Origin of the sequence: Bordetella avium (genome assembly GCF_034424645.1) — a bacterium.
In the GTDB taxonomy this organism is placed as follows: Bacteria; Pseudomonadota; Gammaproteobacteria; order Burkholderiales; family Burkholderiaceae_B; genus Bordetella; species Bordetella avium.
This window is the reverse complement of sequence record NZ_CP139969.1, coordinates 898139-924837: the sequence shown is the minus strand read 5'-3', so window position 1 is coordinate 924837 and position 26699 is coordinate 898139. Positions and strand designations below refer to the sequence as shown.

Sequence of the window (26699 nt, the reverse complement as noted above, 5' to 3'; positions counted from 1 at the left end):
AGCTGCCCGCGCATTCAGAGCGCGGACAGGCGGCGCGTAAAAATAAGCACTTAAATTGGCGCCAATTTTAGAAGCAGAGAACTATCGCTAACAACCGGGGGTTTCCCCTTACAAAAATCCGGGCTTTCCTGACGCGCTATTTCCGCCTGCCGGCTCAACCCACGAGCTTGTAACTTTTGAGATGAATACTGGTTTCCGTGGCGGCAATGCCCTTGATCTGCCGGATACGATCCAGCACCGATGACATTTGGCCGAGGTCTGGCACGCGCAGCTCGGCCATCAGATCCCAGCGGCCATTGGTGTCGTGCAAGGCCACGACAGCCGGCTCCCCCATGAGCTGGGTAACAATGCGGCGGGTTTCATGGCCATCCACGGCAATGCTCATCCAGGCGGTAATGTCCTCTCCCCTGGGTGCCGTGCGAACGGTGTAGCCAACGATAACGCCCGTGTCTTCCAGACGGGCCAAGCGGTTATTGACGGTGCCGCGCGACACGCCGAGCCGCTTGGCCAAGGTGGCGACTGGCGCACGGACATCTTGCCGCAACAAGCCGAGTAGGCTTTGATCGAGCGCATCCATAATAGGCTTCACAGATAAATTGGCGCCAATTTTGCTTGAAAGTTGAGAATGGGCGCAATCAGGCAATGCCTGATGCCGCGCCCCCAGGCTGTTTCAGTCAGCCATTGCTAGCGAACGGCGGGCATCATCTGCCAAAAGCTGTCAAACACAGGGTAAACCAGGCTCTGCGCTCGGATCATCGCGTCAAACAAGCCGGTGGCGAAGCCTTGCGATTGCAACCAGGCCCGATACGCCGGCTGGGCCGCTTCTTCGAGCGGCAGGCTTCGGGCCAACTGGCAGAGCAAAAACACGGCCAGCGATAGCGCCACCAGCTCAACGCCAGGATGGCGAAATCGCCAACCGCTCACCGCCTGCGCAAGCAAGAGTCCCGCGCGGCACAGGTGCAGAAAAATGCCTAATATAGACAGGCTCAATCCCAGCACGGAGACGGCCATCAGCGTAAAAGCTTGGCGTCCCTGAGCGTCGCGTTCGGCGCCATTGGCATAGGCTGCGGGCACATGCCCATAATCACGCGCAGGCAATTGCCGCCGGGCATCGTCGAGCGGTCGGAAATAGCGGACAGCGAAAGTGTCCCGGCCAATCGGCTCCAGCGACAAGGCCGGTGTGGTGTCGGGATAGTCCAGCAAGGCGCGCCACGACGCCTGAACGTTCGGGTGCGCGGCAAATTCGCCCAGACGCAGATTCGGCGGCACCCCCTCGATGCCCGCCTGACGGCGCAACGCCACCTCGGTACGCAACAGATAGGTCTCGCGCCCTTCACGCCCCGCCTTCCCTTGATGCAAGGCCGCTTGCCGCAAGGCCTGAGGATTGCGATAGGCCTCGAAACGCTGCTGCATGGCAAGCTGGCTGCGCACAAAGCGGCTATATGCCTCATCCAAGCCATCCGGCCTGCCGCCCTCCTCGCGAAAAGGCGCGCACAAAAAGGCCGTAATCGCAGCAAAGGCTTTGCCCGGCAGAGACTGCACCTGCCCCGTATCCCCAAGGCCTTCGAACGCTTGCGGATCAACAGTATGCGCCGCCCGACTGTGCCCCAGTTGCAGGGCGGCTGCGGAAGCTGCGCGGGCCTGCGGGCTGGAATACCGCGCGACATGATCCAGAACCATGCCTTCGCCATCAAGCGCAGCCCAGGCCATCATGGCCGTCAGCGATAGAGCAAGCAGCCGTTTTGCGCCGCGACGGCCCAATCTCAAGAGCAGGGGCGACAGCAACAGCCCGACTGCGCAAGCGCTGAGCCAGCGCCGGTGCTGCGCTGCCCACATCAGCTCATCAGCCCCGGCATCCGTGGCCAAGCTGTGTATCAGCCAGGCACTAAAGACAAACTCGGCCAACAGATACGCCAAGCTGGCGGCAAGCAGCAAGCGCAGTCCGGCGCCCGCCTGCTCGCGGATGAATAGCCAATCCCGGCAGCGGAAGTGCCAGCTTGCCTTTCTTTTTTCGTAGCGATGCAAGCGCATCGCGCCGGAGAGTCTGCTCATCGACGTTATTAAGGGTCAAACCAGGATCGCCGAGCGAGCTTACTTGAATGCCCGAAGCGCGCCAAGCGCCAGGCCAAGACACCTGGCGGACCGCGTCGCGGCATTCCAAATCCGTTGCTGGACTGGCTGGCCTGCACTGCCGGCCATCATTCAGTGTTGAGCCGTAACACAGCTGGGAATGACAGCCATCTCGAGCTCGCTGTCCTCCCAGGTGAAGAGGGCAACACTATCCTGAGTACACCAGTCATCCTGCTTAAAGGCGTAAATGAGAAAAGGGCAAGCCAGGAAAAATAGCGCCAACGCAACCAGGATGCTGACATAAGCCTCCGGGCTGCCGACAGTGATCTGATCCTGAGGAATGAAGCTGAGCACAAAGGCCAGCAGAGAACCCAGAAAACCCAGTCCGGCCAACACCCAGATACCGGTACTGCCGTCAGGGATAGGGTGGGGCTGCTCGCGCCCAAGCTGGCGGTAGCGCAAACGGATCGCCGAGGCCAACCCCAGCAGACACATGATCAGATAAAGGATGACCGTCAGCTGGCTAAAGATGTGATAGGCGGCCTGCACCGAAGGCGACACGGCGGCAAAGTTTAGTGCAGCCGGGAGCCAGACCGTCACGTCGGCCCAGAGCATGAAAATGGCAAGAAAGGCCATACGTGGGCCGAACACTTCGCCCACCCAGCGGAACACGCCACCTCTTTCAGGCCGGCCTGTGGCCAGCTCAAAGGCCACCAGGGATACCGGCAGCAGCAGGGCAGCGAAGAGGTAATAGAAGATCGAACTCAGGCCGTACTCGGCCTCGGCAGGCAAGCCTCGAAAGCTGAGCAAGGCAACGATATTCATCATTACCAGCGCAGCCATTGTCAGTTTCTTGACCGAAGGCTTATTCACGGCCAACGCGGACGCAGACATTTTTTCCTCTCGATGACGCTGAAATAAGGAAGACCAGAAAAACTTCTTAGGAATTCTTTATATGTCTATAACCGAGCCGAGACTGCCATCAGCAGGGACGCCAAGCCTCCAGCGGCCGCGCAATACCTTGCCTTTTATCCACAAGGCAGCATCGGTTTTCGCTACCTGGACATTCTTACATCCAGGTAATCCAAGGCATCAATCACCGGGGGCGGATTATATGTGCCTGTAATAGTGCAAGCACTCACTATCATCATTTTCGAACTAATACGAAAGATATAGCCCAATCTTTCGATCACAGTCGGAGTACTGCAGAATTAGCCGCAACTATGATGAACGGCAAACATTGAGTTGTTTTTCTTGCATTAGAAACAGTGCTAGCGGTAATAATTACCGAATAATCTGCTCGTAGATATCAGCGCCGGGCCGTAGTTGCTCCATACGGCCAGGTTTATGTGGATGGAGCAAAACGCGTAAAGCGCAAGCGAGGAATGTCAAATGAAAAAAGCAATGCTGGCGGTCACCATGTTGGGCCTGGCCTCTCTCGCAGGGGTAGCACACGCTGACACCAAGAAACCTGTGCAGCTGTGGCTCTGCAGCGACTATCTCGAAGTCAACGAAACCTACCGCCCCACCGCCCTGGGCTTTGCCGAAGCCGTGAACAAGAAGGGCAAGGTTGAAGACGCCGTGGTGGATCTGGAAGGCATCGAAAAGATCAAGCCCTCCCTGCTGACCTACTGCAAGGAAAATCCCAAGATCGCGCTGCGCGACGCGCTGGACAACGTCCGCAAATAAGCTTGTTGACGCGGGGCACTCAGTGCCCCGCGTGCTTTTTGCAGCACGACTTTGATTAGGATTTACGATGCCCTTGCATAGCAGAGATGCCATCCGTGAAGACCTGCTCGATGACGTCTATGCATCGGACGACATCTCGGTTGCGCTGCGCAAGTACACATTTCCAAAAAACGAGCACGATCCGCGTCGTACCTATCAAGCGGTGCACGATGAACTCATGCTGGATGGCAATTCGCGCCAAAACCTCGCGACGTTTTGCCAGACATGGGTAGACGAAGAGACCCATAAGTTGATGGATGCATCCATCGACAAGAACATGATCGACAAGGACGAGTACCCGCAGACTGCGGAGCTCGAGGCCCGCTGCGTGCACATGCTGGCGGATCTCTGGCGCTCGCCCGATGCGGAGAACACCCTCGGCTGCTCGACCACAGGATCTTCCGAGGCCGCCATGCTGGGCGGCCTGGCCATGAAATGGACCTGGCGCAAAAAGCGCAAGGCCGCCGGGCTATCGACAGACAAACCCAATCTGATTTGCGGCCCGGTGCAGATTTGCTGGCACAAATTCGCGCGCTACTTCGATGTCGAACTGCGCGAAATCCCGATGGAGCACGGCCGGCTCATCATGAGCCCCGAAGAAGTCATCAAACGCGCCGACGAAAACACCATCGGTGTAGTGTCCACCCTGGGTGTGACCTTTACTTGCGAGTACGAGCCCGTCCAGGCTGTGCACGACGCGCTGGACAGACTGCAAAAAGAAAAAGGCCTAGACGTCCCGATTCACGTCGACGGTGCCAGCGGCGGGTTTCTTGCCCCCTTCTGCTCCCCGGACCTTCCCTGGGATTTCCGTTTGCCTCGCGTCGTTTCGATCAATGCATCCGGCCACAAATTCGGCCTCGCCCCCCTGGGCGTGGGCTGGGTGGTGTGGCGTGATGCGAAGCACCTGCCCGAAGAACTGATCTTTAAAGTGAATTATCTGGGTGGCGAAATGCCCACTTTTGCGCTGAATTTTTCGCGTCCAGGCGGCCAGATCGTGGCGCAGTACTACAACTTTCTGCGTCTGGGCCGCGAAGGCTATGCGCGCGTACAGAACACCTGCTACGCCACGGCGCGCTACCTGGCCGAAGAAATCAACCGCTTCGGTCTCTTCGACATCCTGTACGACGGCAACCGGGACAAGGGCATTCCGGCCTTGTGCTGGAAGATCAGGGATGACCAGAAAAACCTAGGGTTCAACCTCTATGATCTGGCCGACCGCCTGCGCTCGCGCGGCTGGCAGGTGCCGGCCTATTCGATGCCGGCCAACCGCGAGGATCTAGTCGTGCAACGCATTCTGGTGCGCCACGGCTTCAGCCGTGATCTGGCCTCCCTGCTGATCGACGACTTCCGGCGCGCCATCGATTATTTCGCTACCCATCCTGTTTCTGTCAAAGGCTCGCAGGAGTACTCCGGCGCTTTCCACCACTGAGCGCGGCATCAAAGCACGGCGAATCGCCACGGAAATCCCGGTTTCCGTGGCTTCACCCGCTATCGTGATGCAGGTTTCCCGACAGCGTCCGGGCTGACGGAGCGGTCTTCGTCCGTCAGCGGCGTTTGCAAATCACGTTCGTCGATTTCCCAGATCACCAGCTTGGGCGGTGTCTGCTTCCAGGCCTGGCTTTGGAAATAGTGTTTGGCGGCACCACCAAACTTGGCGCCATCCCGCGCGAAGTTCCCGACCTGCGCACCCAGGGCCTGCTCCAACTGCGGCACAAAACCCGAGGTACGCGAATAAGACGTGCCAATCAAGGCCAGCGTCGGCAAGGCCGTATCACCGAAAAGATCATCACTCTTACTGGCCTCTGGGGTATAGACGTGCGAACTCACGATTTCCATGGGCGGCTGCAATACCGTTGCAAGCCAATCCACGCCGGCAAGACGCGGCAAATCGCCCGGCCGCGGCGCTGCGGGCTGTGGGGTGGCGCGCAGGGTTCGCGGCGGTTGCAGCGGCACGCCGCTGGCGCGTATGGCATCCGCCACGGCACGCGCAGCGACGCCCGCCCCGGCCTCATTCCAGTGCGTATCGTTACGGTAATAGGCGTCTTTCCCCAGCGTTTGCAGCGGCGAAGTGAGATCGATAGCCGTCACACCCTTAGCACGCAGATCATCGATCCAACGCGTCACGCGATCTTGCAACACCGCCGGCCGGCGCAGACCGCAAAGATGCTCGGCCTCGATACGGCTTTTGTCAGGCACGACCGCCACCAGCAACCCTACCCCCTGCGCGGCTAAAGCCTCACGGACCTGAGCCACAAGATGGGCTCGGGCCTGCGCATTGGCATCCGCGCCACGATGCAGCTCCAGCTCATCGCTAAGAAACAACCATCCGGGGCAGCCCTGGCGCACGCGGGCGCCCAGATCCCCCAGGGTCAACCAACCCAGGCCACGCTGCAAACGCGCCGCCTCGCTGCTAAAAGGCATGTCGGCCAGGCGCTCAGACAGGTCATGGGTCACGCCACCGTCCAAGACCCGGGACAGAGAAACATCCTCCGGCAACACGGCATGATCTTCGCCCCAGGTCCACCAGGCATTGCTTGCCACGCCCACGATCATGAAAATCAGCAGAACCAGGCCGGCCAACAGGCTGGCGCGCTGATTCAAGACCGTGGCGTGCGAGGTCGGCGGCGGCGCCGGCAAGTCAGGAGATTGCTCGCTCATCGTGTCCGCTCTCAGAACTGAAAGTAAAGAAAAGGCACTGCGCCGCGTGAGGCGATCAGCGCATAGGCCAGCAAAAAGCCCACCACCGGCCACAAGCCGCTCCAGATCACCCGTAGACGGCTAACAGGCTGCGCGGCCCACCACGACTGCCACACAGGCAGCACAATGCACACCACCCCAAGCGCCGCAGCCAAAGCGTGCGCCGGCCGCAGCGTGACATGCATCACATCGCCCAAAGCCAGCCCGTTCAAGCCAAACTGTCCGCGATACATGGCCAGCGCGCCGTGGAAGTCAGCGGCACGAAAGAGGGTCCAAGCCAGCATGACAAACAACAGCGTCAGCAAGCGCGAGAGCACGGCGGGCACCGCAGGCAGACCGTTGGCATTCCAGGCCCGCGCCACAGCCAGCGCAACGCCATGCGCCAGCCCCCACAGCAAAAAATTCCAGCTCTCGCCGCCATGCCACAGGCCGGCGATCCCCATGGTCAGCAACAGATTGCGATAGGTTTTCCAAACCCCCCGGCGGTTGCCGCCCATTGGGATGTAAAGATAGTCGCGTATCCAACTCGACAATGACAGATGCCAGCGGCGCCAGAAATCCTGGATGCTGCGCGCAAGATAGGGGTTATTGAAGTTCTCGGGCAGGTGAAAGCCCATCATCAGGCCCAGGCCGATGGCCATGGCGCTATAGCCCGCAAAATCGAAAAACAGTTGCAAAGAGTAGGCGGCGCAACCTATCCAGGCATCGGCCAGCGTCGGTTCATGCAGGGCAAAAGCCGCATCGGCCACCGGCGCCAAGGTGTCGGCGATCAAGACCTTCATGCTCATGCCTATCATGAAGCGGCGCGCACCCAGACAGAAGTTCTGCCAGTCCATCGTGCGCCGCGCCATCTCCTTGTCCACCCACGACCAGCGGATGATGGGCCCGGCGATCAACTGGCCAAACATGGCCTTATAGGCGGCAAAATCGATGAAATTGCGCTCAGCCCGCACTTCTCGGCGATAGACGTCCACCAGATAGGAGATGGCCTGCAGCACGAAAAACGACAGTCCGGCGGGCAGCGCCACGCGCTCCCAGGTCTGCGGCAAAGCGCCGGTCATCTCGGCGATATCGCTGATCGTGCTGGCCAGAATATTGGAGTACTTGAACCAGCACAGGGTGGCGACGTTGAGCACAAGCGCGGCCGTCAACAGCACGCGCCGGTAACGTCCCTGCCGCAAAGGCTCGATGGCCAGCGCGCCAGCCCAGGCAAGCACGGTAATACCTACCAGGAGCAGCAGATAAACCGGCTTGAGCCAGCTATAGAACACCCAACTGCCAAGCAACAACACCAGATTGCGCGCACGCTGCGGCGTCAGAGCGTAGACAGCCAGAAAGAGCGGCAGAAACAGCGTCAAAAATTCGAGAGACGCAAAGACCATGACGGCAGGCCGGGGAGACCGGTAGAGCGTTGATCAAAGGCCGGGCATGCCCGGCCAGACAGCGGTTTCCCGACGTCAGAACGAGGTTTTGTCCGGCGCATGCAGCAGGCGCGGCCCCTTGGCCGAGGGCAGCAGCAGCACGGTGTGACGGTCGCCGGCCTGCAACACGCCGAGATCCAGGGCCTTCCCGCTCGGCTGGCCACCGCATGAGGCCACGACTTGCAGCGCCACCGGATTGACCTGCCGCCGCGCCGCACCGCCCTGGGCCACCTGCTCGAAGATCGCCACATTGCGGCCAGCGGCCAGCAAGCCCGCGTCAGCGCAGGAGGGATCGAGGTTGTAAAAACCAAGGGAAACCTTCAGGGCATTGAAATCATCGGGCTGCTCGCGCACCAGCTTGGCCCCATCCGGCAAACCGACAACGGTGAGAAATTCACCGGGCTGCACGGCGACATCCACATTGGCCTGCTTGCCGCCGCTCGACAAGGTTCCCTGCACGTTGGTCTTGGCGCGTACCGGCATGAAGTCGGAAGCGGGATGCGCGGCGTCCAGCGTCAAGCGCGCCTTTGAACCTTTGGCGCTGACATCCATCACCGCATCGCCGCCATTGACGAAGCGCAGAAAGGCGGCATCTTCAGCCGGCCCCGACTCATACAACTGGATCTGGGCAGCACCGGCAGCCTGGACGCCGCCAGCCAGCAGCAAGGCCAGCAAGGGGCGCAGGAAAAAAGGGGATCGCGTCATGGGGATGCTCCGGCCTCAAGGTTTTTTTTGCAAAGCCTGAACCACCGGCAGGGTTGTCAATTGTTTAGCAATGGCATCGCCCCAGGCCTTGTAACCTGCGGCGGTGTAATGCTGGCCATCGGTCGTGGCCCATGCTCCGGGTTTGGAAAACTGCGTCGAATCGATATAGGCGCAGGGCGCCACATTACTCGCCAGGAAAGCCGACATCTGTTTGACCCGAGCGAAGTTCTTGTTGTATTTGCCGCCTTCGGTCCCCCAGCCCGGACCGACCCATACGCAAGCCGTGCCGGTGCCAGCAATAGCCTTGGTCAGCGCCGTGGTTTGTTGCCAGGCCCAGGTTTTCGGGAAAGAAGCATTGGAATAGCCCGCCATCGTATCGCCCAGCACGATAACGACCAACTGCGGTTTTTGCTTGGCGATCAGCTCGGTGATGGGCGTGGTTTGCGCATCCTTGCCTTTGAGTTGGACCGGTCCGGCGTTCGTACGCACCGCGCCGCCGCAATTGCCGGGCGTGGTCTTGAGCCAGTCGCCCGCGTTGCTGCCGCAGACCCCGATGGTCTGCACCTGCGCGCCCTGTTTGACGAGGTCATCTTGCAACGTAGTGATGAGGTAATCCGGCGCAGCCAGATGGCTGTCGCCGACGAGCAAAATACTCAACCCGGTAAACAAAGATGCCAGCATGACAAAACTCCTTGCTGAAAACTGCCCGCCTCAGCGGGCATAAGGCGACTGATAAGGATTGACCGGCAGATCAAGAGGCCGTGTCATCGGATAGAAGGTGTAACGCAGATACAAACCTCCGGCGTATTGGCGGTAGTCCGTGGCATTGTCCATCCCCAGCGTTCCCCCCAGGAACCAGCGCGGATTGAGCTGGTATTCGGCCGCGGCCGCCAGGCTGTAACCCAAACCGGTATGCGATTGCCCGTCATACACCGCGCGGCTGCCCGGATTGCGCAGGCCTGCGGCAGTATTGGCGGCCTGCTGAGCAAGGCCACTGGTCGGGAAGTAATCCGCGCCGTCTTCCTTGAAATGCTGCAAGCCGATGGAGCCTTGCAGCTTGTAGGTAAAGCGGCCGGAGCGCTGCGCCCAGGTCACGGGTACGCTCAGGGCGTAATACTGCTGCGGGCTGAAGTAACCGCCGTTGCCATAGGTGAAGTAGCGCTGGTTGTTATCGTAGAAAATCGCGCCCAGATTCAGGCCAGCCGTCAGCAGGCGGTTTTCCTGGCGTTCCAGGTTCCAGTAAATGCCGGTGCCGACCTCGGCGCGCGAATTGGACCGCACGTTATGGCCCAACAGCTTATGCCAGCCACCGTAGGCATAGACGCCATAATCATTGTTATCCGCGCCGATCTGGCCTTTCAGGCCATTGGCGGTCACCGCGCCCCAGCTCTCGCCGATGCGGTCATCGCGCGCGCCTGCAAATGAGACCAGGCTATCGGTCACAGCGCGGCGCGACAGCTCCAGGTTGTACGAGGTATTGGCGCTGAGCGGGCCATTGACACGCAGGCCGCCCACGACATTGGTGTACTCGAAGCCCATGGGCGTAGTACCGATATCGGCGCTAAAACCGCGCATCTGATAGCCTGCGGACAGGCCGACCCCGCTGTCGCGCTGCTTGCCGGCCGAGCCGACCAAACCGCGCTCCTGAGCCAGCGCCGCAACAGGCCCTCCGCCGAAACGGCTGTTGCTCGAATAGTCGTCGCCCAGACGTCCGGCATCGAGCTGGACCGGCGTGACGCGTAAGGACACCTTGCCGTCTCCGGCAGGCAGCAAGACCTCGACCGGCGCGCTGACTTCTGTCAGCTTGCTCAAGCCCGACTCGCCATTATTACTGCGCACGAACAGCCCGGCCTTCGCCTCGCCGCTGCGCTCTTGCTGAACCTCGTCCAGCTCATCGCGCAGCGAGCGCGGCGCGGCGGCGACCTGATAGCCAGGCGCCGGGCGCGGCGGCTCATCAGCGGCGCGCGGCGTCACAGCTGTGGGATAAACCGGCGTCGCGGCATAGCTCGACGCATCCGCCGGCACGACAAGCGTCGCGCCAGAGGCCGTGGCGCCGTAGGCAGGCGCACTGTTCTGCGCGACCGCTGCGCCCTGCCAGGGCTGCGTGCTGTCTTCGTTCAGCACGTCGCCCAATACCTGGGCCACGCGAGCCGACTCTGCCCGCTGTCCGGGCAGACCGGCAAAGGGGTTGCTCTGGACTGCGCCGGCCGGAGCCTGCGCCAGCAGCCCCGTGCGCTGATCCTGTAGGGCAATCGCGGCCTGATACAACTCGGCTGCCCGGCCCGTATAGCCGCGCGCGCGATACAAGCGCGCAGCGCCCGCCAAAACATCGGGATCTTTCGGTGCAAGCGCTAGCGCCCGGTCTACGGCCTTTTCGGCGGTACGCCAGTCATTCATCTCGGCGGAAATTCCCGCGAAGGCCAGTTGCAGCGTGGCATTGTCAGGATCATTGGCCAGCAGCTTGCGGTAGATCTCCACCGCCTTGTCGCGGTCGCCTGCCGCCGCATACATGCGGGCCAGCGCCCCCTGCGCCAGGGCGTCATCAGGACGACGCTTAAGCACCGGTTGCAACATATCGTAGGCAGCGACCAGATCACCCCGCTGACGCATGGCCTCGGCCTGGCGAATCGTATAGAGACTGACCAGATCCTGGAAGCTGCGATGCTGATCGGGATCGAGCTTCTGTTTCTGCACTTGTCGCAGCACGTCGGCGACCCGCGCATCGTCGCCCTGCTTGAGCAGTACCGACGCATAGGGCAGCAACACGTCGGGGCTATTGCCTCGCGGGCCGTTCAGCAGGGGCTGCATCAAGGCGTTGGCCCGCGCCGGATCACCGGCATCGACATAGGCCTGCGCAACGGCGGCCAGCAGTTCCGGATCATTGCCGGCATCCAGACCGGCGAGCTGCTGGCGAGCCAGATCGGCATTGCCGGCCTGGGCCAAGCGAGCTGCTGGCGAGCCAGATCGGCATTGCCGGCCTGGGCCAAGCGAGCTGCCTGCGCCGCCTGCTCATGCACCCAAAGCCGGCGCTGGAACTGCGCCATTTCGGGCGTGATGCTGCTGGCGGGAATCCGCGCCATCGTGTCATAGGCTGCGCCCCACTCACTGCGTTCCGACGCCAACAGGGCGCTGGCGAACAGGGCATCCGGTGTATCGGGGTGGGCGCGTTCGAAATCATCCACCAGGCGCTGCGCCTGCCCAGCCTTGCCCTCGCGCAGCATGAGACGCGCCAGCTCGTAATTGAGCCAAGGATTGGCCGGGTCCGCAGCACGGGCGCGCTCCAGCACCTCACGAGCCGCTGCGGCGTCACCATCACGTGCCACAGCCCGCGCCCGACTGGCGGCAACCGTAGCACGCAAGCGGGCGGCATTGCCGGCTCGCGCGGCCTGCTCTGGCGGCAAACTGTCGATCAACCTTAAGGCCTCTTCAGCGCGGCCGTCCTGAGCCAGCACATCGGCCAGCCCGACAATGGCCTCGGCATCATTTTTATGACGCGCCAACACATAGCGGTAGGTTTTCTCGGCATTGGCCGTGTCACCGGCACTGCTGAACACGCGGCCCATCGCATTAAAGGCGCTCGCCTGCGAGCCATCCAGACGAATGGCCTGCTCCAACAGCTTGCGCGCCTCGGCCGTCTCGCCACGCTTGCGCGCCGATTCCGCCTGGTCGATCAGGCTCCAGTAGCGCGCACTGCTCAGCGCGCGGCTCCAGTTGCGTCCGGCATTGGGCGCAGCCGCGGCGCGCTTGAGAAAATCCTCGGCCTCGGTCGCGCGTCCCTGCTGCATGCGCACCAGGCCCATGCCGCCCAGAGCATCCGGATCATTCGGTTTGGCGCGCAGCATTTCCTGAAAGGCCGATTCGGCCGCCAGCAAATCACTTTGCTTGAGCGCCTCAAATCCCCTTGCCAGACGCGCATCCTGACGCCAGGCGGGAGCGGCCGCAGGGCGCGCGCGGCGTATTCAAGGCGGCCCGCACTTCGGCGTCGTCGGGATACTGCTTCAGATAGGCATCGAACAAAGGCCGCTCCGCCGCGCTGGGCGCACCGCCCCAGAGCAGGCCGGCACGCCAACTGTCCTTCGCATCGGCGCCGACGTCTTTGCGCTGCGCCAGTTTTTCCAGCAAACGCAGGCCTTCCAAGCGGCGTTTTTCATCGCGGATCAAATGCTTGGCCAAGGCGAGCTGAATCTGCGCATTGCCGGGGTTCTCGCGCGAGAGGCGCTGCAAACCCTCGATGGCGCGCCCCAGGCCTTTAGGCGTATAGCCCAGAAAGCTGTAGTACTCCAAGGCCACATCGCCTTGAGGCTCGCGGCCTTGCAAAGCCTTGTCATAGGCCTGCACGGCATCTTCAACCTGCCCAGAGGCCGCCAGCATCCGCGCCTGTTCGAGGTTGGACGCATTGTTACCGCCGGCCAACGTGATGTCCTGCTGCAAACGCTTGACGAAAACGCTGTTGCCATCGACCCGAGTCAGGCGATCGAGAAAGCCGCGCGCCTCCGACACGCGCTTCTCACGCAGAGCAGCCAGGCCCAAGCCATATAAAGCCTCGGGCTGGTTGGGGTCGGCAAGCAACAGTTTTTCCCACGCCGCCATGGCGCGCCGGGTATCACCCTGGCTCTGCCAATAACGGCCCTGCTCCAACAAAGAGGCAGTCGCGTCCGGCTGCGCCCAGACACTCTGGTGCAACAACGTGGCCAGCAGCCCGGCGACGATCTTGTGGCGGCTCAAGGACATTTCTTTTCCCACTCCAGTGACAGGCGGCCGGTGGTGCCAAACCGGTAACGCTGTTCGTACCAACCCGTGCCGAACAGGCTCAGAACATAATCGTAATAAGAAGGCTGGCGCAACGCGAGATTGCCAGGCTCAAGGCTTTGCGTCCAAGCTGCCCTGACCCGGGCAAGCTGGGTCCGCAACTCGGCGTCGCGGCCCTCCGCTTCCAGATAGGGCAAAAGCGCTGCGGAAAAACCGAAGGGACCGCTGCCCTGCACCACGCCCGTGTCCGTCTGCACCGACTCTGGCGGCACGCCAGCCGCAAGCGTTGCCGCCGCCATGCCATAGAGTGCAGCACGCAAGGGCTGAGCCGCGGGATCGGCGGCCGGCGTCATGCCCGCCCACATATAAGTGCGTATGGCGTCGTAGCTGCCTCGGTAGCCATGGACAGGGTCGGCCACAAACTGCCCCGCGATCTGTGCCGTGCTTTGGTAAGCCACCCAGTCCGCTGCAAAACCTTTGGGCGTCGTGGCCTGGATCAAACGGACCGTGTTCGCCGCAATCTTTGTCCAGGGCCCACCGGGCGCAGCCAGGGCCAGCCGGCGCAACACCGGAATAGGCAGATAGCTCGGATTGAGCCGCCAGATTCCGTCGGGCTGCACGAAACCAAATGGCGCAGGAAGCAGCATGGGGCCGAAGTCCGGCAGGTCGGCGAGCTCCTGGTTCTGAATCAAGTTCAGTAAGGCGAGGCCTTCGCGGGTGTAATCGGGCCGCCGCCAAAGCCGGCCAGCTTCGAGCAAGGCGTAGGTAAACCAGAGATCCGCATCCGAAGCCGCATTGCGGTCCAGCACCCCCCAACTGCCATCATCGCGCTTGCCCCAGGCCCAGGCGGGCAGGTTACGCGTGGCATCGGCGTCGGCCAGATTGGCCACGCTCCAACGCCACAGACGCTCGAAGGCAGCACGATCGTTAGCCACCAAGGCAAAAAACATGGCATACGACTGCCCCTCGGAGGTGCTGATCTGACGCGGCGTGCTGGCGTCGAGCACCCGGCCATCCGCCTGCACGAAATGCTGGGCGAAGGTTTGCCATTGCGGCCAGCTTGCCGCCTGACAGACGGCAGCCGCCGACGCTGGCGCGGCGATCAGAGCCAGCACCAGCGACATCAGGCGCAGAGCAGCCAGGCGCAGCATCAAGACTTACGGCGCCGCAATGCGCGCAGCAAGGCGATCAGCACAGCCAGACCGAGCAAGCACACCAGCCCCGTCACCAGCAGCTTAACCAGGGTATAGCCGGGCAGCACCGAAGAGATCCACCAGTCGATGCGCTTGAGCCAGGGCAAATCGCCGACGTAGTACTGATGGTCTCCCACCAGCGACTCGACTTGTTTGCCTCGGATCACGGCCAGACTGCCGCGCACGGACTGCTCATAGCCCTCACCGCCTTGCAGTGCCGCCACGGCGTCATGCAAGCCTTCGGGTTTATTGCTGGCGAGCAGCACCGCGCTGCGCTTGGCCGTCAGCGGTGACTCAAAACCCGCGACGATAGCGCTCACGCCATCACTGTTATAGGCCACCGTGCTGCGGGCGGGCTCGCGATCCTGGCGCGGATCAGGCGTGAACCAGCCTTTCACGCGGTAAAGCAGATCCGACAACCCAAAGTGGGCTCCCGCCTCATAGCTGCCCGGCAGATACTTGGCCCAGCGCTTGAGCAGGGGTTGATCGGGTCCGGCCGCAATAATCAGCAGATCTTTGTCGGCCTGGCTGGCCACCTGGGCGTCGCGCACCACCGTGACCCCCACGGCCGGATAGCCCGTCGCTTCGCCCATGCGGCCCATTACGTCCAGATAGGTGCCGTACTCGGCGGGGCCGGCGCGCTCGCCCATCACCACGGCCGTCTCCGAGAGGTCGGCCATGCGGGTGAACGGAAAACCTGCCTGCGTAAAGGCACGCAGATCGGGCATGGCCATGAAGTGCGGATAACCGGAAATATCGATGGTCGATTCCGGTTCAATGGCCCCGCGCACATTGTCCACGATGATGTCGCGGCACTCGCCCTGCTTGAGGTAGTCGTAGAGATAGCGGAACTGCAATTGACCGCGCGACTTCAGGAGGTCCAAAGGCACTTCGAGTTGCGCGCGCATCGGCAGACTTTCATCGGGCAGGACCTGGGCGCGCAGCGCATCTCCGCCTTCGATGCGCTCCAGCGCAAACAAAGGCACCGACTTGACGAACTGATCATTCACACCGAACAGCAGCGAAGAATTCAAGGATGTCGGCTGCGGCGTGTAGCGGTAGCGCAGATCGATCGGCACCTTCTTTTCCTGCCAGCCGAACAGATCGGGCGGCACGCGCACATCGACGCGGATGACATCGGGGCTGAAGCCCGAGACGTTCATGCGCTTGGGATCGACCAATTCGCCGAAACTGACGGGCCGATCGCTGCGCAACCAACGCGGCGCATCATAGGGTTTGCGCGGTTCAAGATCGGCGCGCCGCGTGATCTGCGCCGTCTGCCCGGTCAGGGTCTGACCTCCCAGGGCCAGCCCGGCGGCCGCCTGCTTGAGCTCCTTGCTATTGCGGCCCAGCACGAGCAACAGCTTGCCATCCGGGTCCTCCGGATTGTCGATGATGCTCACGGTCGGGCCATTGACGGTCTCGCGCGCCAATTCATTGGCGGCGGCGCCATAGGCCAGCACGATGGCATTGCCTTGCTTGGGCAATTGCGACACCGAGGCCGGAAAAGCCGCGCCACGGTAGCCGGCCAGGGCACCGAACCAGGACGACAAGGTACCCGCCGCCTCGAGCGCCGCATCATCCGGTGTGCCTTCGAACACGAAGGGCAGCACCAACTTGTGCATATCGCGCTTGTCGAAAAAAGGCAGGGGCAGAATGTTAAGGTCGTTGGGCAGCGCCAAAGGCTTGGTCGCCAGTTCCAGCTTGCTCTGGTTGCTGATATTGGCCCACAGGCTGGAATGCAAAGGATCTTCGCAGTCCAGGGTGTAGTGGCCGATCAATTGCAGGCGTAAATCGTTGTAAGGCGTGATCAGGTAAGGAGGAATCTCCACCGTCTGGCGCAAATTTTTGCCAGCCGAATCACGCGGCACCGGCAAGGTCGCCGCCACCTCATCATTGACCAACACATTGATGTGAGAAAGATCGCTCAAGAGCGCGGGGGAATAGGCATAACGCAGATCCAACTGCGCGCCAGTCACCACCCGGTCATTGCGCACACTGAAATTGAGCGTATTGCTGCCGTCTATCCCCCGCAGGCTCAAGGGATATTGAGCGCCCAACTCTTTGAACGTGTGCGTTTCATCAGCCTTGAACGGCTCGGCGGGGACCGGCGGCGTCTGCGTCGCCTGCGCGGTCAGGGCAAAACAGGTCAGCAAGGCTACCGGCAACCGGGCCAGCGAGGGCCGACGACGGGACTTCATTGCGGAAACGGATGAAGACACGATCGATTTGTTGGATGGACTGGTGTTCATGTTCACGATTCCAGACGGCGGCGCGCGCGGGCACGCAGCGATAGATAGACCAGCACGGCAATGACTAGCGCGCTCAGAAACAGCGCTACGACGAGGACCAGCGGATGACCGGCGAAAAACCATTGCAGGCCCAGCCAGGGCGGCAACGATCCGACGTAATAGGTCGGGTCATCCTGCGCAGTGAAGATCTGTGCGCCGTTGATCAGGGTGAGATTGCCGCCGATGCGCTGTTGCCGCTCATCAGGAGCGGCTGCGGCGCGCGTCGTCAGCGCCGAGACAGCGGCGGCCAGGCCGTCAGGGTTGGCGCCCGCCACGACCACGGCGCTACGGCCGCTGCGTAAAGGCGATTGCAGGCCGGCCAGGCTGCCGACCGCCCCGCCACCGGCATAGGCCAGATCGAACTCGGCCTGACGCTCCCGGCGGCGCGGGTCAGCGCCGAACCAGGCGGCCACGCCGGAGAACCAATCCGCCACGCCGACATGCCCCTTGCCGCCGCCAAAACCATCCGGCAGGTCGGCGCGCCATTGCGACAACAGCGGCTGATTCTCGCCCGAGGCCAACACCAGCAAATCCTTGTCGCGCAGCGACTGAGCCTTTGCGGCCTGGGCCACGGTCACCCCCGTCACGGGGTAGCCGGTCGCCTTGCCCATCAGCCCCATCAGATCAAGATAGGCGTCGATATCGCCACCATCAGCCTGATCGGGCATGATCACCGCCGTCTCCGACAGATCGGCCAAGCGCGTGAAGGGAAAGCCCGCTTCGGCGAACAGCGAGAGATCCGGCATGGCCGCATACTTGGGTAAGCCAGAGATATCGATGGTGGAGGCCGGATCGATGGCGCTGCGGATATTGTTCAGAATCGAGTTCTGACACTCGCCCTGCTTGAGATACTCATAGGCGTAACGGAATTGCAGCGTGCTCATGGGCGGCAGGAGATAAGTCGGCACCATTACCTGCGCCTGCCCTTCCGACACCGGAATGCCGGTCAAACGGCTATACAGTCCCAGGCCGTCATTGAGCGAAAAACTCTGCACCAACTGGCCTCCCGCCATCATCTCCAGCACCGATTGCTGGCTGCCAGGACGCGGCGAATAGCGGTACTTCAGATCAACGGGCACGCCAGGGCTGTGCCAGCCGAACAGGCCCGGCGGCATGCGCAGATCGAGTTGAATCACAGGAGGCCGATGGCCATCGACATTAAGGGATGAGACGGGAACCAGCTCGCCAAATTGCACGGGCCGATCGCTGGGCAGCCAGTTCGGCGCATCAAAGGGCTTGCGCGGCTGGGGGGCTTTCCAGTCGGTAATGCGCGCAAACTGGCCAGACAAGGCCTGAGCGCCCAGGGCCAGAGCCGTGGCAGCCTGCTTGAGTTCGGCGGCATTGCGCCCCATGACCAGCAGCAATTTGCCATGCGGGTCTTGAGGATGAGCGACCATCGCCAGCGACGGTCCGGCGATGTCCTGCTTAGGCAGGCCCGGCACGCTGTCGCCCTGCTGCAAGAACACAACCGCATTGCCTTTTTCCGGCAGCGCCTGCACTCGCGACGAGAAGCGGGCGCCGCGATAACCTGCATGGGCGCCAAACCACGACGCCACGATGCCGGCGCTTTCCAGACGCGCCCCATCGGGCGCCTGTCCCAGCACGAGCGGCAGATTCAACTGCCGCACATCGCGGCTGTCGAAAAAAGGCACAGGCAATAAGGCCAGATCGTCAGGCAGATCGGCCGGCACCACGGTCAGTTCCAGCATGCTGCGGCCCGCCACGTTGGCCCACAAGCTGGAATGCAGCGGGTCCTCGCATCCCATCGTGTAATGACCGATGAGCTGCATATCCAGGCGGTTGAAGGCTTTCAAGGCCTGCACCGGCAAGTCGACCGTGCGCTGCGTCGGCCGGGCCGAGGCTTCCTTGGGCAAGGCGATCGTATCGGCCACCTCACCGTTGAGACTCACCTTCAGATGCGACAGGTCGGGCAACAACGCAGGCGAATAGGTGTAATCGAGCAAGACGCGCGCACCGATGACCTTCTGATCACGGCGCGGGCTGAAGCCCAGTCCTGTGGCGCCCTCTACACCAAACATGGGCAAAGCGGCCTGACCACTCAGGCTGGATAGCGGAATGGCATCCACATAAGCGCCCGGCGGCAACGCGGGCGGCGTATCGGCACGAGCGCTGACAACGCAGAGCGACAAGAGCGCGGCCAGTAGCGCAGGCGCACGGCGGCGCGGAACACGCGTTTCGGACATCATCAATCTATCGTCCTTCATGGCTTGTTGGGCGCGGAGCGAGACCGGCGCAGGCTGGCGCGCAACTGATGGCGCAATTCCCGAAGCAAAATCGTGAACCCCCGAAAACCGATAGTGGAAACATGGCGCAATGCGATCAGAGGCGAATCCGTTGAATTGCTACCCCAGATCGTAGCCCAGGTATCCGCACGACCGAAGGTCACGCGCGCCAGGTCACGCTCTTGCTCCATGGTCAGGTGCTGAAAGCGTACCCCCAGGCGACCATCGCGACTGAATGTCACGGTGGCCGGGAACAGCGCTTCCTCGTCATTGCGAAACACCGAAACATTCAATTCGGTGCCCACCGGGATGGACACCCCTTGAGGCAGCACCAGGCCCAGGCCGCCCTGCGAGTAATCGTTGCTCTGGCAGGCGACGGTACGGCCATCGTGCAAGCGCAGCATTGCCGGCAATACGGTGGCAACGCGCGGGGTGGTGCGCAATTGACGAGCCTCGCCGGCGACGGCCACGCTGGCACTGGTCATCATGATGTTGTAGAACGTCCAGATCAGATTCAGCAGCAAGGTCGTGGTGACGCCGACCTGTATGCCCTCTCCCTTGAGCAGCGCCATCACACCCAGAGTCAAACCCAAGAGGTTCAAGCCCATGATGATGACGTAGGGCCGTGCCAGCGCCCAGTCGAAATACGAATCCTCGATGATGCCGCCCTTGGCCGTCACGTTGAATTGCGCCCCCTTGGGGTTGATCAAGGCCTGCAGGGCAGAACGCATGACGTACCAGGCCAGCACAGACTCATAGACCTCATTCCAGAAGGAATGGCGGAACTTGCCCTGTATGCGAGAGCCGGTCAGGCTGGACATGACAATATGCGGCAACACATAGGCGGCCACCATGATGGCCGACGCCTCGAACACGCGAGCGCCAAAAAACAGATAGGCCAGCGGCGCTGTCAAAAACACCACCCGAGGCAAGCCGAAGAAAAAGTGCAGCATCGCGCTCAGATAGCACAAGCGCTGCCCCAGCTTCAGCCCCTTGCCCAGCAAAGGATTGTTGACCCGGAGAATCTGCGCCATGCCACGGGCCCAGCGCGTGCGCTGGCCGATATGCCGCGACAGGTTTTCCGTCGCCAGACCGGCGGCCTGAGGCAAAGCCAGATAGGCGGTGTTATAGCCGAGACGGTTCATCTTGAGCGCCGTCAGGGCATCTTCGGTAACGCTCTCCGTCGCCATGCCGCCGATGGCAGTCAGCGCCGTCCGGCGGATCACCGCGCAGGAACCACAGAAAAAGGTGGCATTCCAGAGGTCATTGCCGTCCTGGACCACGCCATAGAACAATTCGCCTTCGTTGGGCACGTTGCGAAAGGTGCCCAGGTTGCGCTCGAACGGGTCTGGAGAAAAGAACACGTGCGGCGTTTGCAACATGGCCAGCTTGGGGTCCTTCAGAAACCAGCCCATGCAAATTTGCAGGAAAGAGCGTACCGGCACGTGATCGCAGTCGAAGATCGCCACGTACTCACCCTGCGTGCGGGCGAGCGCCGCATTGATGTTACCTGCCTTGGCGTGTTTGTTGTCCGAGCGCGTCAGATAACCGATGCCGATCTGCTCGCAGAACGCCTGAAACTCGGGGCGTCGGCCGTCATCCAGCACATAGACATTGAGACGATCCGCAGGCCAATCCAGCGCCTGCGCGGCCAGCACGGTCTGCCGCACCACATCCAGAGGCTCGTTATAGGTGGGTACGTACACATCAACGGACGGCCACAGGCTGGTGTCGGCCGGCAAAGGCAGCGGCTTGCGCCGCAAGGGCCAGGCTGTCTGGAAGTAACTCAGCAGCATCATGACCAAGGCATAGATTTCCGCCAGAAGCAGGCCATAGCCAAAAAAAGCGTCCGTCCAGGTCTCAAAGCCCAGTGTGCTGGTGATACGCCAATACATATAGCGCAGCGAACTGATGATGGACAGCATCACCATTGTCAGCGTGGCCAGGCGCCCGGCGACCCGATGCAGCAGCAGCGCGGCGCCTATGCAGGTAAGGCCGAACAGCAATTGCTGTACGAGGCCCATTTCGACGGCCACCGCAAGCACGAAGAGCACGGCTGCGAGCACGGAAGCCAGCACGCGCACCCAAGCCATGCGCCATAAACGCCAGGACAGCAGATCATTACCCGCGCGCGACATGCGCTCGCTGTGCGGCCTCGGTTCCCGATTCATCGTTTTCATTGACCGGTCCCAAACTGTTGCATCACCCAAGCCGCGCCATTGGCGAAATCCTGGCTGGGCTGGCTGTACGGCGCATGCTCGATCACGGTTTTGCCGAAGGCGAGCGCATCCGCCACCGACACATCGCGCTGCACCACGCCGATGACGCGGTTGCCCAAAGCACCGCGCAACACCTGCGCAGTATCCTTGGCCAGCGCTTGCGCGCTATCTACCTGATTCACCAAATAGGCATGTCCCAGATAACCCGGCCTGCCCTCGCAATACTGGGCGACCAGGCTCTCGATCGAAGGCAGCGTCGCAAACGAAGCTGCATCCGCCAGCGTGACAACCAGCACCAAATCGGCACACTCCAGCGCCTGACGCAGATAGGCCGACGGACCGGGTGGCGTATCCACCAGCACCACCGCCTCCGGCCCCAGATCCAGCGCGGCCAGATGGCGCGTCAGCCATTTCGGGTCGGCATTCATTTGCTGCTCCAGCCGCAAACGATCCTCTTCATTGAGCGCGCCAAACGGCAGCAGATGCACGCCTGACACCCCCTGCACACAAATGCTGCGCCAATCCTGACCGGCAAGACTGGCACGGGCAAGACCTTCAATCCCCGTCAACTCATCCGCGCCCAGATGGAAGCGCAAAGCATTCTGAGGGTCCAGGTCCACCATCAGCGTTGCGGCGCCGGACTGCTCGAGCGCAACACTCAGATTCGCGGCGACGGTGGTTTTTCCCACTCCGCCCTTGGCAGAAACAATGGCTAGAATCTTCATGATCGTGATGGGTTACGAGCCCGGGCAAGGCGAGCAAACACAGTTTGCAGCGGGGAAACCGCGTCAGGCGTCTCGCCCGGCGCTGGCGCCGACTCCGCTTCGGACTGCGGGTCGGCAAGCGGCGCGCTGACGGCGTCGGCCACGGGTTTGCCAGAGTCAAGCGCTTGGAAATCCAGGTCGTAGACGACCGCAGACGGGGTGGGAACGGCCTCGGGCACTACCGGCTTGGCCGCAGACGGCGCAGCCTCGAGCACCTCCGGCATGGCCGCAGACGGCGCAGCCTCGGGCGCCTCCGGCATGAGTGCAGACGGCGCAGCCTCGGGCGCTGCCGACGCGCCAGCTAAGGCCACGGGTGGAATATCGGCATAAAGCGTGTCGATGGCAGGGCGGGTGACACGGGCCTGGCGTATCCAGCCCGCGACGGCCGATGGCGTAATCGAGGGCAATATCTCCATCGGGTCGGCAGGCGCCAGCGCAGGCAGTTTTCTGAGGGCCTTCCCCGGGCGAGGCGGCCAATGCGCCGGCACGGCAGCTTGCTGGGCCAGCGCTTGGACAGCGGGCGCAATGACGGCCTCGCCAGGATGAACGCGGCCGAGCAAAGGCCAGCGGCCTCTTGCCGCTTCGGCTTTCGCTTCTCGGCCAATCTCCTGGTAGTCACGGGAATCACCCCCAAACTTCCGGTAAAGATTGCCAATATCACTAAAATCGCGCATTTATCCGTCTCCGCCTGCCCATGACGCGCCCTGCCCTATTCAGGCGCTGGCACGCCCGAAGCGATAAACCACGACTTGCGCATCGGCCGGCTGTGGCTGTGTGACATGCAATTCGGTATCGGCGCCCAACTGACGCATCCACAACTCGTAGACCCCTTCCAGAAAGCCGGTGCTCCATGTGAGATGCTTGACGCCGAACGCCGCACTCAAGGGGGCGCAGAAATGCCGCAAGGTGAGATGGTCATCCGACTCGGAGATGTCTACCCAGCCCCAATCCAGCCCGCGCCACAGGGTATTGATGGCTTGCTGCAACTCTTCCACGCTGGCTGCTGCCGGCAAGGCATGGATAGTGGCGAACTGATGCCCGGCACGACGCATAAAGGTGCGCAAGCGCTGCGTGGTCAAGTCCTGGGCAAGCTCGTCGGCGAAGGCGGCAAGCACATCACGCCATTGAGCCGAGCACAGCCGCTCATTAAGATGGGAGAAAACTGCGTTTTCCACAATATTCCTTCATCACAGCACTAGCCTGCAGGGCGAGAGCACGCCCAGAAGCCTGCGCACAGATGGGCCAGTTTCGTATCGAAAAGGTGACAGACGCGAACAGCCGCCGCCACGCATTAAGGCTGGGCTGTTGACGGAAATGCCGACAAGAGTCCGCTGGCACTGGGCCAGCGTCATACACAAGCAACTCGCCCGCGAAACCGGGCGCGCCATCTCTAGTTTTATGGCCCTGCATAGGCCGCATCCGCAGTTGGCAAGGCGGAGCTGCGATTCGTCAAACCGCATTCTTGGAGCATAACCTTGCTTCTTAGTGCGCAATGCGCGACAGAGATTATCGAGAATCACTAGCCTTAGCTGATTACCATCTATCGCAAATAACCGAAATAAAATTCCCGGTATTATCAATATGCAATGCGAAGCTGCATTCTAGTATATTCGCGGCACGAATTAAAACATTGGCGCACAGCATGTGTCGGGATCGAGGCATTCCCTGTCTGCCCAAGGTGGCGCACTGTGGCCCCCCCTTGACCAGACCTTGCCGCGCGCTCATGTCCCTGCCACATTCACTCACGCTGCTGTTCGCCAGAGAGTCCCGATGCCGCATGCTTCCCTGAATCTGCGCCCTGTTTTACTCGTTGGCGGCTCTGGCACGCGGCTGTGGCCGCTCTCGCGGGGCGCCTACCCCAAGCAATTCCTGCCCTTGCTGGATGAGCTGTCTCCCTTGCAGGCCACCTGTCAGCGCGTTGCCGGCCTGAATGGCCTGGCTCCGCTTTTCGTGGCCAACGAAGAACACCGCTATCTGGTGGCAGAGCAACTGCGCCAGATTGATCTGCGCGACCCGACTATCCTGCTTGAACCGGCAGGCCGCAACACGGCACCCGCCATTGCGCTGGCCGCCCTGCAGGCGCTGGCCGAGGGTGACGACAGCCTGATGCTGGTGCTGCCTTCCGACCACGCCGTCAACGATGTTGCGCGCTTCCAACAAGCCGTACGCACCGCCCTGCCCGCCGCATCGGCCGGCAAACTGGTGACCTTTGGTGTACAGCCCACCTACCCCGAAACGGGCTATGGCTATCTGCGCGCCGGCGTAGCGCTAGAGGGGGTGGCCCCCGTCGAAGCCTTCGTCGAGAAGCCCGATGCCGAGACGGCGGCCGGCTACCTTGCCAGCGGCCGCTATTTCTGGAACAGCGGCATGTTTCTGTTCCGGGCCTCGCGTTACCTGGACGCTTTGGCCGCCCATCGACCCGACATTCTGGCGGCATGCCGCGCCGCCATGGACGCTTCGCGCCGCGATGGCGACTTCCTGCGCCCGGACCCGGCGGCCTTCATCGCCTGCCCGGCGGACTCCATCGATTACGCCATTATGGAGCGCGAAACCGATGTGGTGATGGTCGCGCTGGACGCGGGCTGGAGCGACATCGGGTCGTTCGCCACCTTATGGCAGCTTGCGCAGAAAGATGAGGCAGGCAATGCCTTGCGCGGCGACGTGATTGCGCACGACTGCCGCAATGTTTATGCCCGCGCCGACCATCGGCTGGTAGCCCTGTTGGGTATCGAAGATGCCGTGGTGGTGGAAACCGCCGATGCCGTGCTGGTCGCTGCGCGCGAGCGGCTGCAGGAGGTACGCCAAATCGTCGCCCGATTGAATGAGGCCGGCCGCAACGAGGCCCTTGCCCACCGGTTGGTTTACCGGCCCTGGGGCAGCTACGACGCCATCGATGCCGGCGAACGCTTCCAGGTCAAGCGTATCCGAGTCGCGCCGGGCGCCCGGCTCTCCCTGCAAATGCACCACCATCGCGCCGAACACTGGGTCATCGTCTCTGGCACGGCCCGCGTGACACGCGGCGATGAAGTGTTTCTGCTGACGGAAAACCAATCCACCTATATCCCGCTGGGCGTAAAGCACCGACTGGAGAATCCCGGGTCAATCGACCTCGAACTGATCGAGGTGCAGTCCGGCCCCTATCTGGGCGAAGACGATATCGTGCGCTTTGACGACGTCTACGGCCGTTGATTCAGTCATGTCCACCTCTATTCCACTTAGCCATCCTCAGCGCTCTCTCATGGCGCTGGTCGGCCTGGTGTGCGCACTGATCAATAGCGGCAGTTTTCTGATCCTGGCGGGCCTGCACGGCATCCACGCACCGCTTTACATGCGCTGGATACCTGCCCTGATCGGCGTGGTCACCTTCATTACCTACACGCGTTTCGGCCTGCTGGTCAGCGCCCGCTCGATGTGGTGGATGCTGGGGCGTGGTCTATTGCGCTGGTTCAATATTCTGTTCCTGACCGTCCTGGCGCTGTTCTTTCTGCCCCACAGCTCGACCGACACCGAATGGCTGCGCCTGCTGCTGCTGCATTGGGCCGCTGTCGCACTCCCCCTGACGGCAGCCGGCCTCTACGGCCTGCGGCACACCGCCTACCGCCTGAACAATATGCCTGCCAGCCGCCGGGCAGCGGTTTTCTTTGGCATGGGTCCCGAAGCCCGCAAGCTGGCCATGCGCCTGGAGCGTTCGCCCATTCTTGGCATCTACACGGCAGGCTATTACGCGGAACAGCCGGTCAACGAGGCCAAGGACGAAAATATTCCGCCCTACCTGGGACGGTATCAGGACGCCCTGGCGCGCATCGGCGCGGGCGAATACAACATGGCCTTCGTCACGCTGGAAGACGACAAGCAAAGCAAGGCCATGCTGGAGTTGATGAGCCATCTCTACGACTCAACGGCCGAGATCTACCTCATGCCCGAATCGCCACTGCTCAGCGAGCTGGCCATCAGCAGCGCCGATATCGCCGGCGTGCCGCTGCTCTCCCTGCACGAAACACGCATGGTCGGGCTGGCGCGCAGCATCAAGCGGCTGACCGATCTGCTGCTGGGCGGGCTGATGCTGCTGGTGCTGTCCCCCCTTATGCTGCTGATCGCCATCGCGATCAAACTCGATTCTCGCGGCCCGGTGATTTTTCGCCAGCAACGCTATGGCGAACGCGGCATGCCGATCACGGTATTGAAATTCCGGTCCATGCGCACGGACGCCGGGCTGGAGGCCGACGGGACGCTGCGTCAGGCGCAGGTCGGCGATAAACGCGTCACGCGGGTAGGCCGTTTTCTGCGCAAAAGCTCGCTGGACGAACTGCCCCAACTCTTCAATGTGCTGGGCGGCAGCATGAGCCTGGTCGGACCACGCCCCCACGCTTCAGAACACAACGAATTCTACCGGCGCCAGATACGCGGCTATATGCTGCGCCACAGCGTCAAGCCGGGTATTACCGGCTGGGCCCAGATCCACGGATTGCGCGGCGAGACGGAAACACCGGAAAAAATGCGCTTGCGCGTGCGCTACGACCGCTATTACATCACCAACTGGTCGCTAATGCTGGACTTGCGCATCATGGTGCGCACCGTGCTCGTGCTGTTCTGGGATCGCAACGCCTACTGAAGCGCGA

At 62.0% G+C, this 26699-nt stretch carries 21 protein-coding genes; 4 read left to right on the top strand and 17 right to left on the bottom strand.

Translation table 11 applies throughout. The features are described 5' to 3' along the window. Positions 1-154: 154 nt before the first annotated feature. The 3 genes from U0029_RS04375 to U0029_RS04365 form a co-directional block, all read right to left on the bottom strand. Positions 155-577 carry an Lrp/AsnC family transcriptional regulator gene (locus U0029_RS04375; protein ID WP_114852302.1) on the bottom strand — a complete coding sequence of 141 codons (423 nt, stop codon included), beginning with the start codon at positions 575-577 and terminating at the stop codon, positions 155-157. Positions 578-684: 107 nt separating this feature from the next. Further along, complete coding sequence (locus U0029_RS04370) at positions 685-2052, bottom strand: hypothetical protein (protein WP_119653235.1); 1368 nt, start codon at positions 2050-2052, stop codon at positions 685-687. A gap of 150 nt (positions 2053-2202) precedes the next feature. Next, complete coding sequence (locus tag U0029_RS04365) at positions 2203-2964, bottom strand: amino acid permease (RefSeq protein ID WP_206611634.1); 762 nt, start codon at positions 2962-2964, stop codon at positions 2203-2205. Positions 2965-3462: 498 nt separating this feature from the next. Between U0029_RS04365 and hdeA the strand changes: the two genes are divergently transcribed. Further along, on the top strand, positions 3463-3759 hold the full coding sequence (gene hdeA, locus U0029_RS04360) for an acid-activated periplasmic chaperone HdeA (RefSeq protein ID WP_114852300.1): 297 nt from the start codon (positions 3463-3465) through the stop codon (positions 3757-3759). A gap of 67 nt (positions 3760-3826) precedes the next feature. Next, on the top strand, positions 3827-5227 hold the full coding sequence (locus U0029_RS04355; RefSeq protein WP_114852299.1) for a glutamate decarboxylase: 1401 nt from the start codon (positions 3827-3829) through the stop codon (positions 5225-5227). Positions 5228-5286: 59 nt separating this feature from the next. Here U0029_RS04355 and U0029_RS04350 read toward each other — a convergent pair whose 3' ends face one another. The 14 genes from U0029_RS04350 to bcsD all read right to left on the bottom strand — a co-directional run bounded on the left by U0029_RS04350 (position 5287) and on the right by bcsD (position 23255). Next, positions 5287-6456, bottom strand: a complete 1170-nt coding sequence (locus U0029_RS04350) for an alginate O-acetyltransferase AlgX-related protein (protein ID WP_012418265.1) — start codon at positions 6454-6456, stop codon at positions 5287-5289. 11 nt (positions 6457-6467) lie between these two features. Continuing rightward, positions 6468-7877: an MBOAT family O-acyltransferase gene (locus U0029_RS04345; protein ID WP_012418266.1), complete on the bottom strand. Its 1410-nt coding sequence runs from the start codon at positions 7875-7877 to the stop codon at positions 6468-6470. A 75-nt stretch (positions 7878-7952) separates the two neighbouring features. After that, positions 7953-8621, bottom strand: a complete 669-nt coding sequence (locus tag U0029_RS04340; protein WP_012418267.1) for an alginate O-acetyltransferase AlgF — start codon at positions 8619-8621, stop codon at positions 7953-7955. Positions 8622-8636: 15 nt separating this feature from the next. Continuing rightward, positions 8637-9302, bottom strand: a complete 666-nt coding sequence (locus U0029_RS04335) for an SGNH/GDSL hydrolase family protein (protein ID WP_012418268.1) — start codon at positions 9300-9302, stop codon at positions 8637-8639. Positions 9303-9332: 30 nt separating this feature from the next. Next, on the bottom strand, positions 9333-11195 hold the full coding sequence (locus U0029_RS04330; RefSeq protein ID WP_249037543.1) for a cellulose synthase subunit BcsC-related outer membrane protein: 1863 nt from the start codon (positions 11193-11195) through the stop codon (positions 9333-9335). 233 nt (positions 11196-11428) lie between these two features. After that, positions 11429-12493 carry a tetratricopeptide repeat protein gene (locus tag U0029_RS04325; RefSeq protein ID WP_119677054.1) on the bottom strand — a complete coding sequence of 355 codons (1065 nt, stop codon included), beginning with the start codon at positions 12491-12493 and terminating at the stop codon, positions 11429-11431. 19 nt (positions 12494-12512) lie between these two features. Beyond that, positions 12513-13352 carry a tetratricopeptide repeat protein gene (locus U0029_RS04320; RefSeq protein ID WP_114852296.1) on the bottom strand — a complete coding sequence of 280 codons (840 nt, stop codon included), beginning with the start codon at positions 13350-13352 and terminating at the stop codon, positions 12513-12515. Then, complete coding sequence (gene bcsZ / locus U0029_RS04315) at positions 13343-14521, bottom strand: cellulose synthase complex periplasmic endoglucanase BcsZ (protein ID WP_114852295.1); 1179 nt, start codon at positions 14519-14521, stop codon at positions 13343-13345. The genes U0029_RS04320 and bcsZ overlap by 10 nt, the downstream gene beginning before the upstream one ends. Next, on the bottom strand, positions 14521-16815 hold the full coding sequence (bcsB, locus tag U0029_RS04310) for a cellulose biosynthesis cyclic di-GMP-binding regulatory protein BcsB (protein ID WP_114852294.1): 2295 nt from the start codon (positions 16813-16815) through the stop codon (positions 14521-14523). The genes bcsZ and bcsB (U0029_RS04310) overlap by 1 nt, the downstream gene beginning before the upstream one ends. A gap of 2 nt (positions 16816-16817) precedes the next feature. After that, positions 16818-19061, bottom strand: coding sequence for a cellulose biosynthesis cyclic di-GMP-binding regulatory protein BcsB (gene bcsB / locus U0029_RS04305; RefSeq protein ID WP_236824167.1), 2244 nt, complete (start codon positions 19059-19061; stop codon positions 16818-16820). A gap of 14 nt (positions 19062-19075) precedes the next feature. Next, positions 19076-21277 (bottom strand): UDP-forming cellulose synthase catalytic subunit, encoded by a 2202-nt coding sequence (gene bcsA, locus U0029_RS04300; protein ID WP_114852292.1) that lies wholly within the window; start codon positions 21275-21277, stop codon positions 19076-19078. Further along, entirely contained in the window at positions 21274-22041 is a 768-nt protein-coding gene (bcsQ, locus tag U0029_RS04295) for a cellulose biosynthesis protein BcsQ (RefSeq protein ID WP_114852291.1), read from the bottom strand. Before bcsQ ends, bcsA begins: the two co-directional genes overlap by 4 nt. Beyond that, positions 22038-22754 carry a cellulose biosynthesis protein BcsP gene (gene bcsP / locus U0029_RS04290; RefSeq protein WP_114852290.1) on the bottom strand — a complete coding sequence of 239 codons (717 nt, stop codon included), beginning with the start codon at positions 22752-22754 and terminating at the stop codon, positions 22038-22040. Before bcsP ends, bcsQ begins: the two co-directional genes overlap by 4 nt. 39 nt (positions 22755-22793) lie before the next feature. Next, positions 22794-23255, bottom strand: coding sequence for a cellulose biosynthesis protein BcsD (gene bcsD / locus U0029_RS04285; protein ID WP_236824168.1), 462 nt, complete (start codon positions 23253-23255; stop codon positions 22794-22796). A gap of 595 nt (positions 23256-23850) precedes the next feature. Between bcsD and U0029_RS04280 the strand changes: the two genes are divergently transcribed. Both U0029_RS04280 and U0029_RS04275 read left to right on the top strand, forming a co-directional pair. Continuing rightward, a complete protein-coding gene (locus tag U0029_RS04280; RefSeq protein ID WP_114852289.1) occupies positions 23851-25269 on the top strand; it encodes a mannose-1-phosphate guanylyltransferase/mannose-6-phosphate isomerase in 1419 nt (472 codons plus the stop codon). A gap of 7 nt (positions 25270-25276) precedes the next feature. Continuing rightward, positions 25277-26692 carry an undecaprenyl-phosphate glucose phosphotransferase gene (locus U0029_RS04275; RefSeq protein WP_012418278.1) on the top strand — a complete coding sequence of 472 codons (1416 nt, stop codon included), beginning with the start codon at positions 25277-25279 and terminating at the stop codon, positions 26690-26692. The last annotated feature ends 7 nt before the right edge of the window (positions 26693-26699 follow it).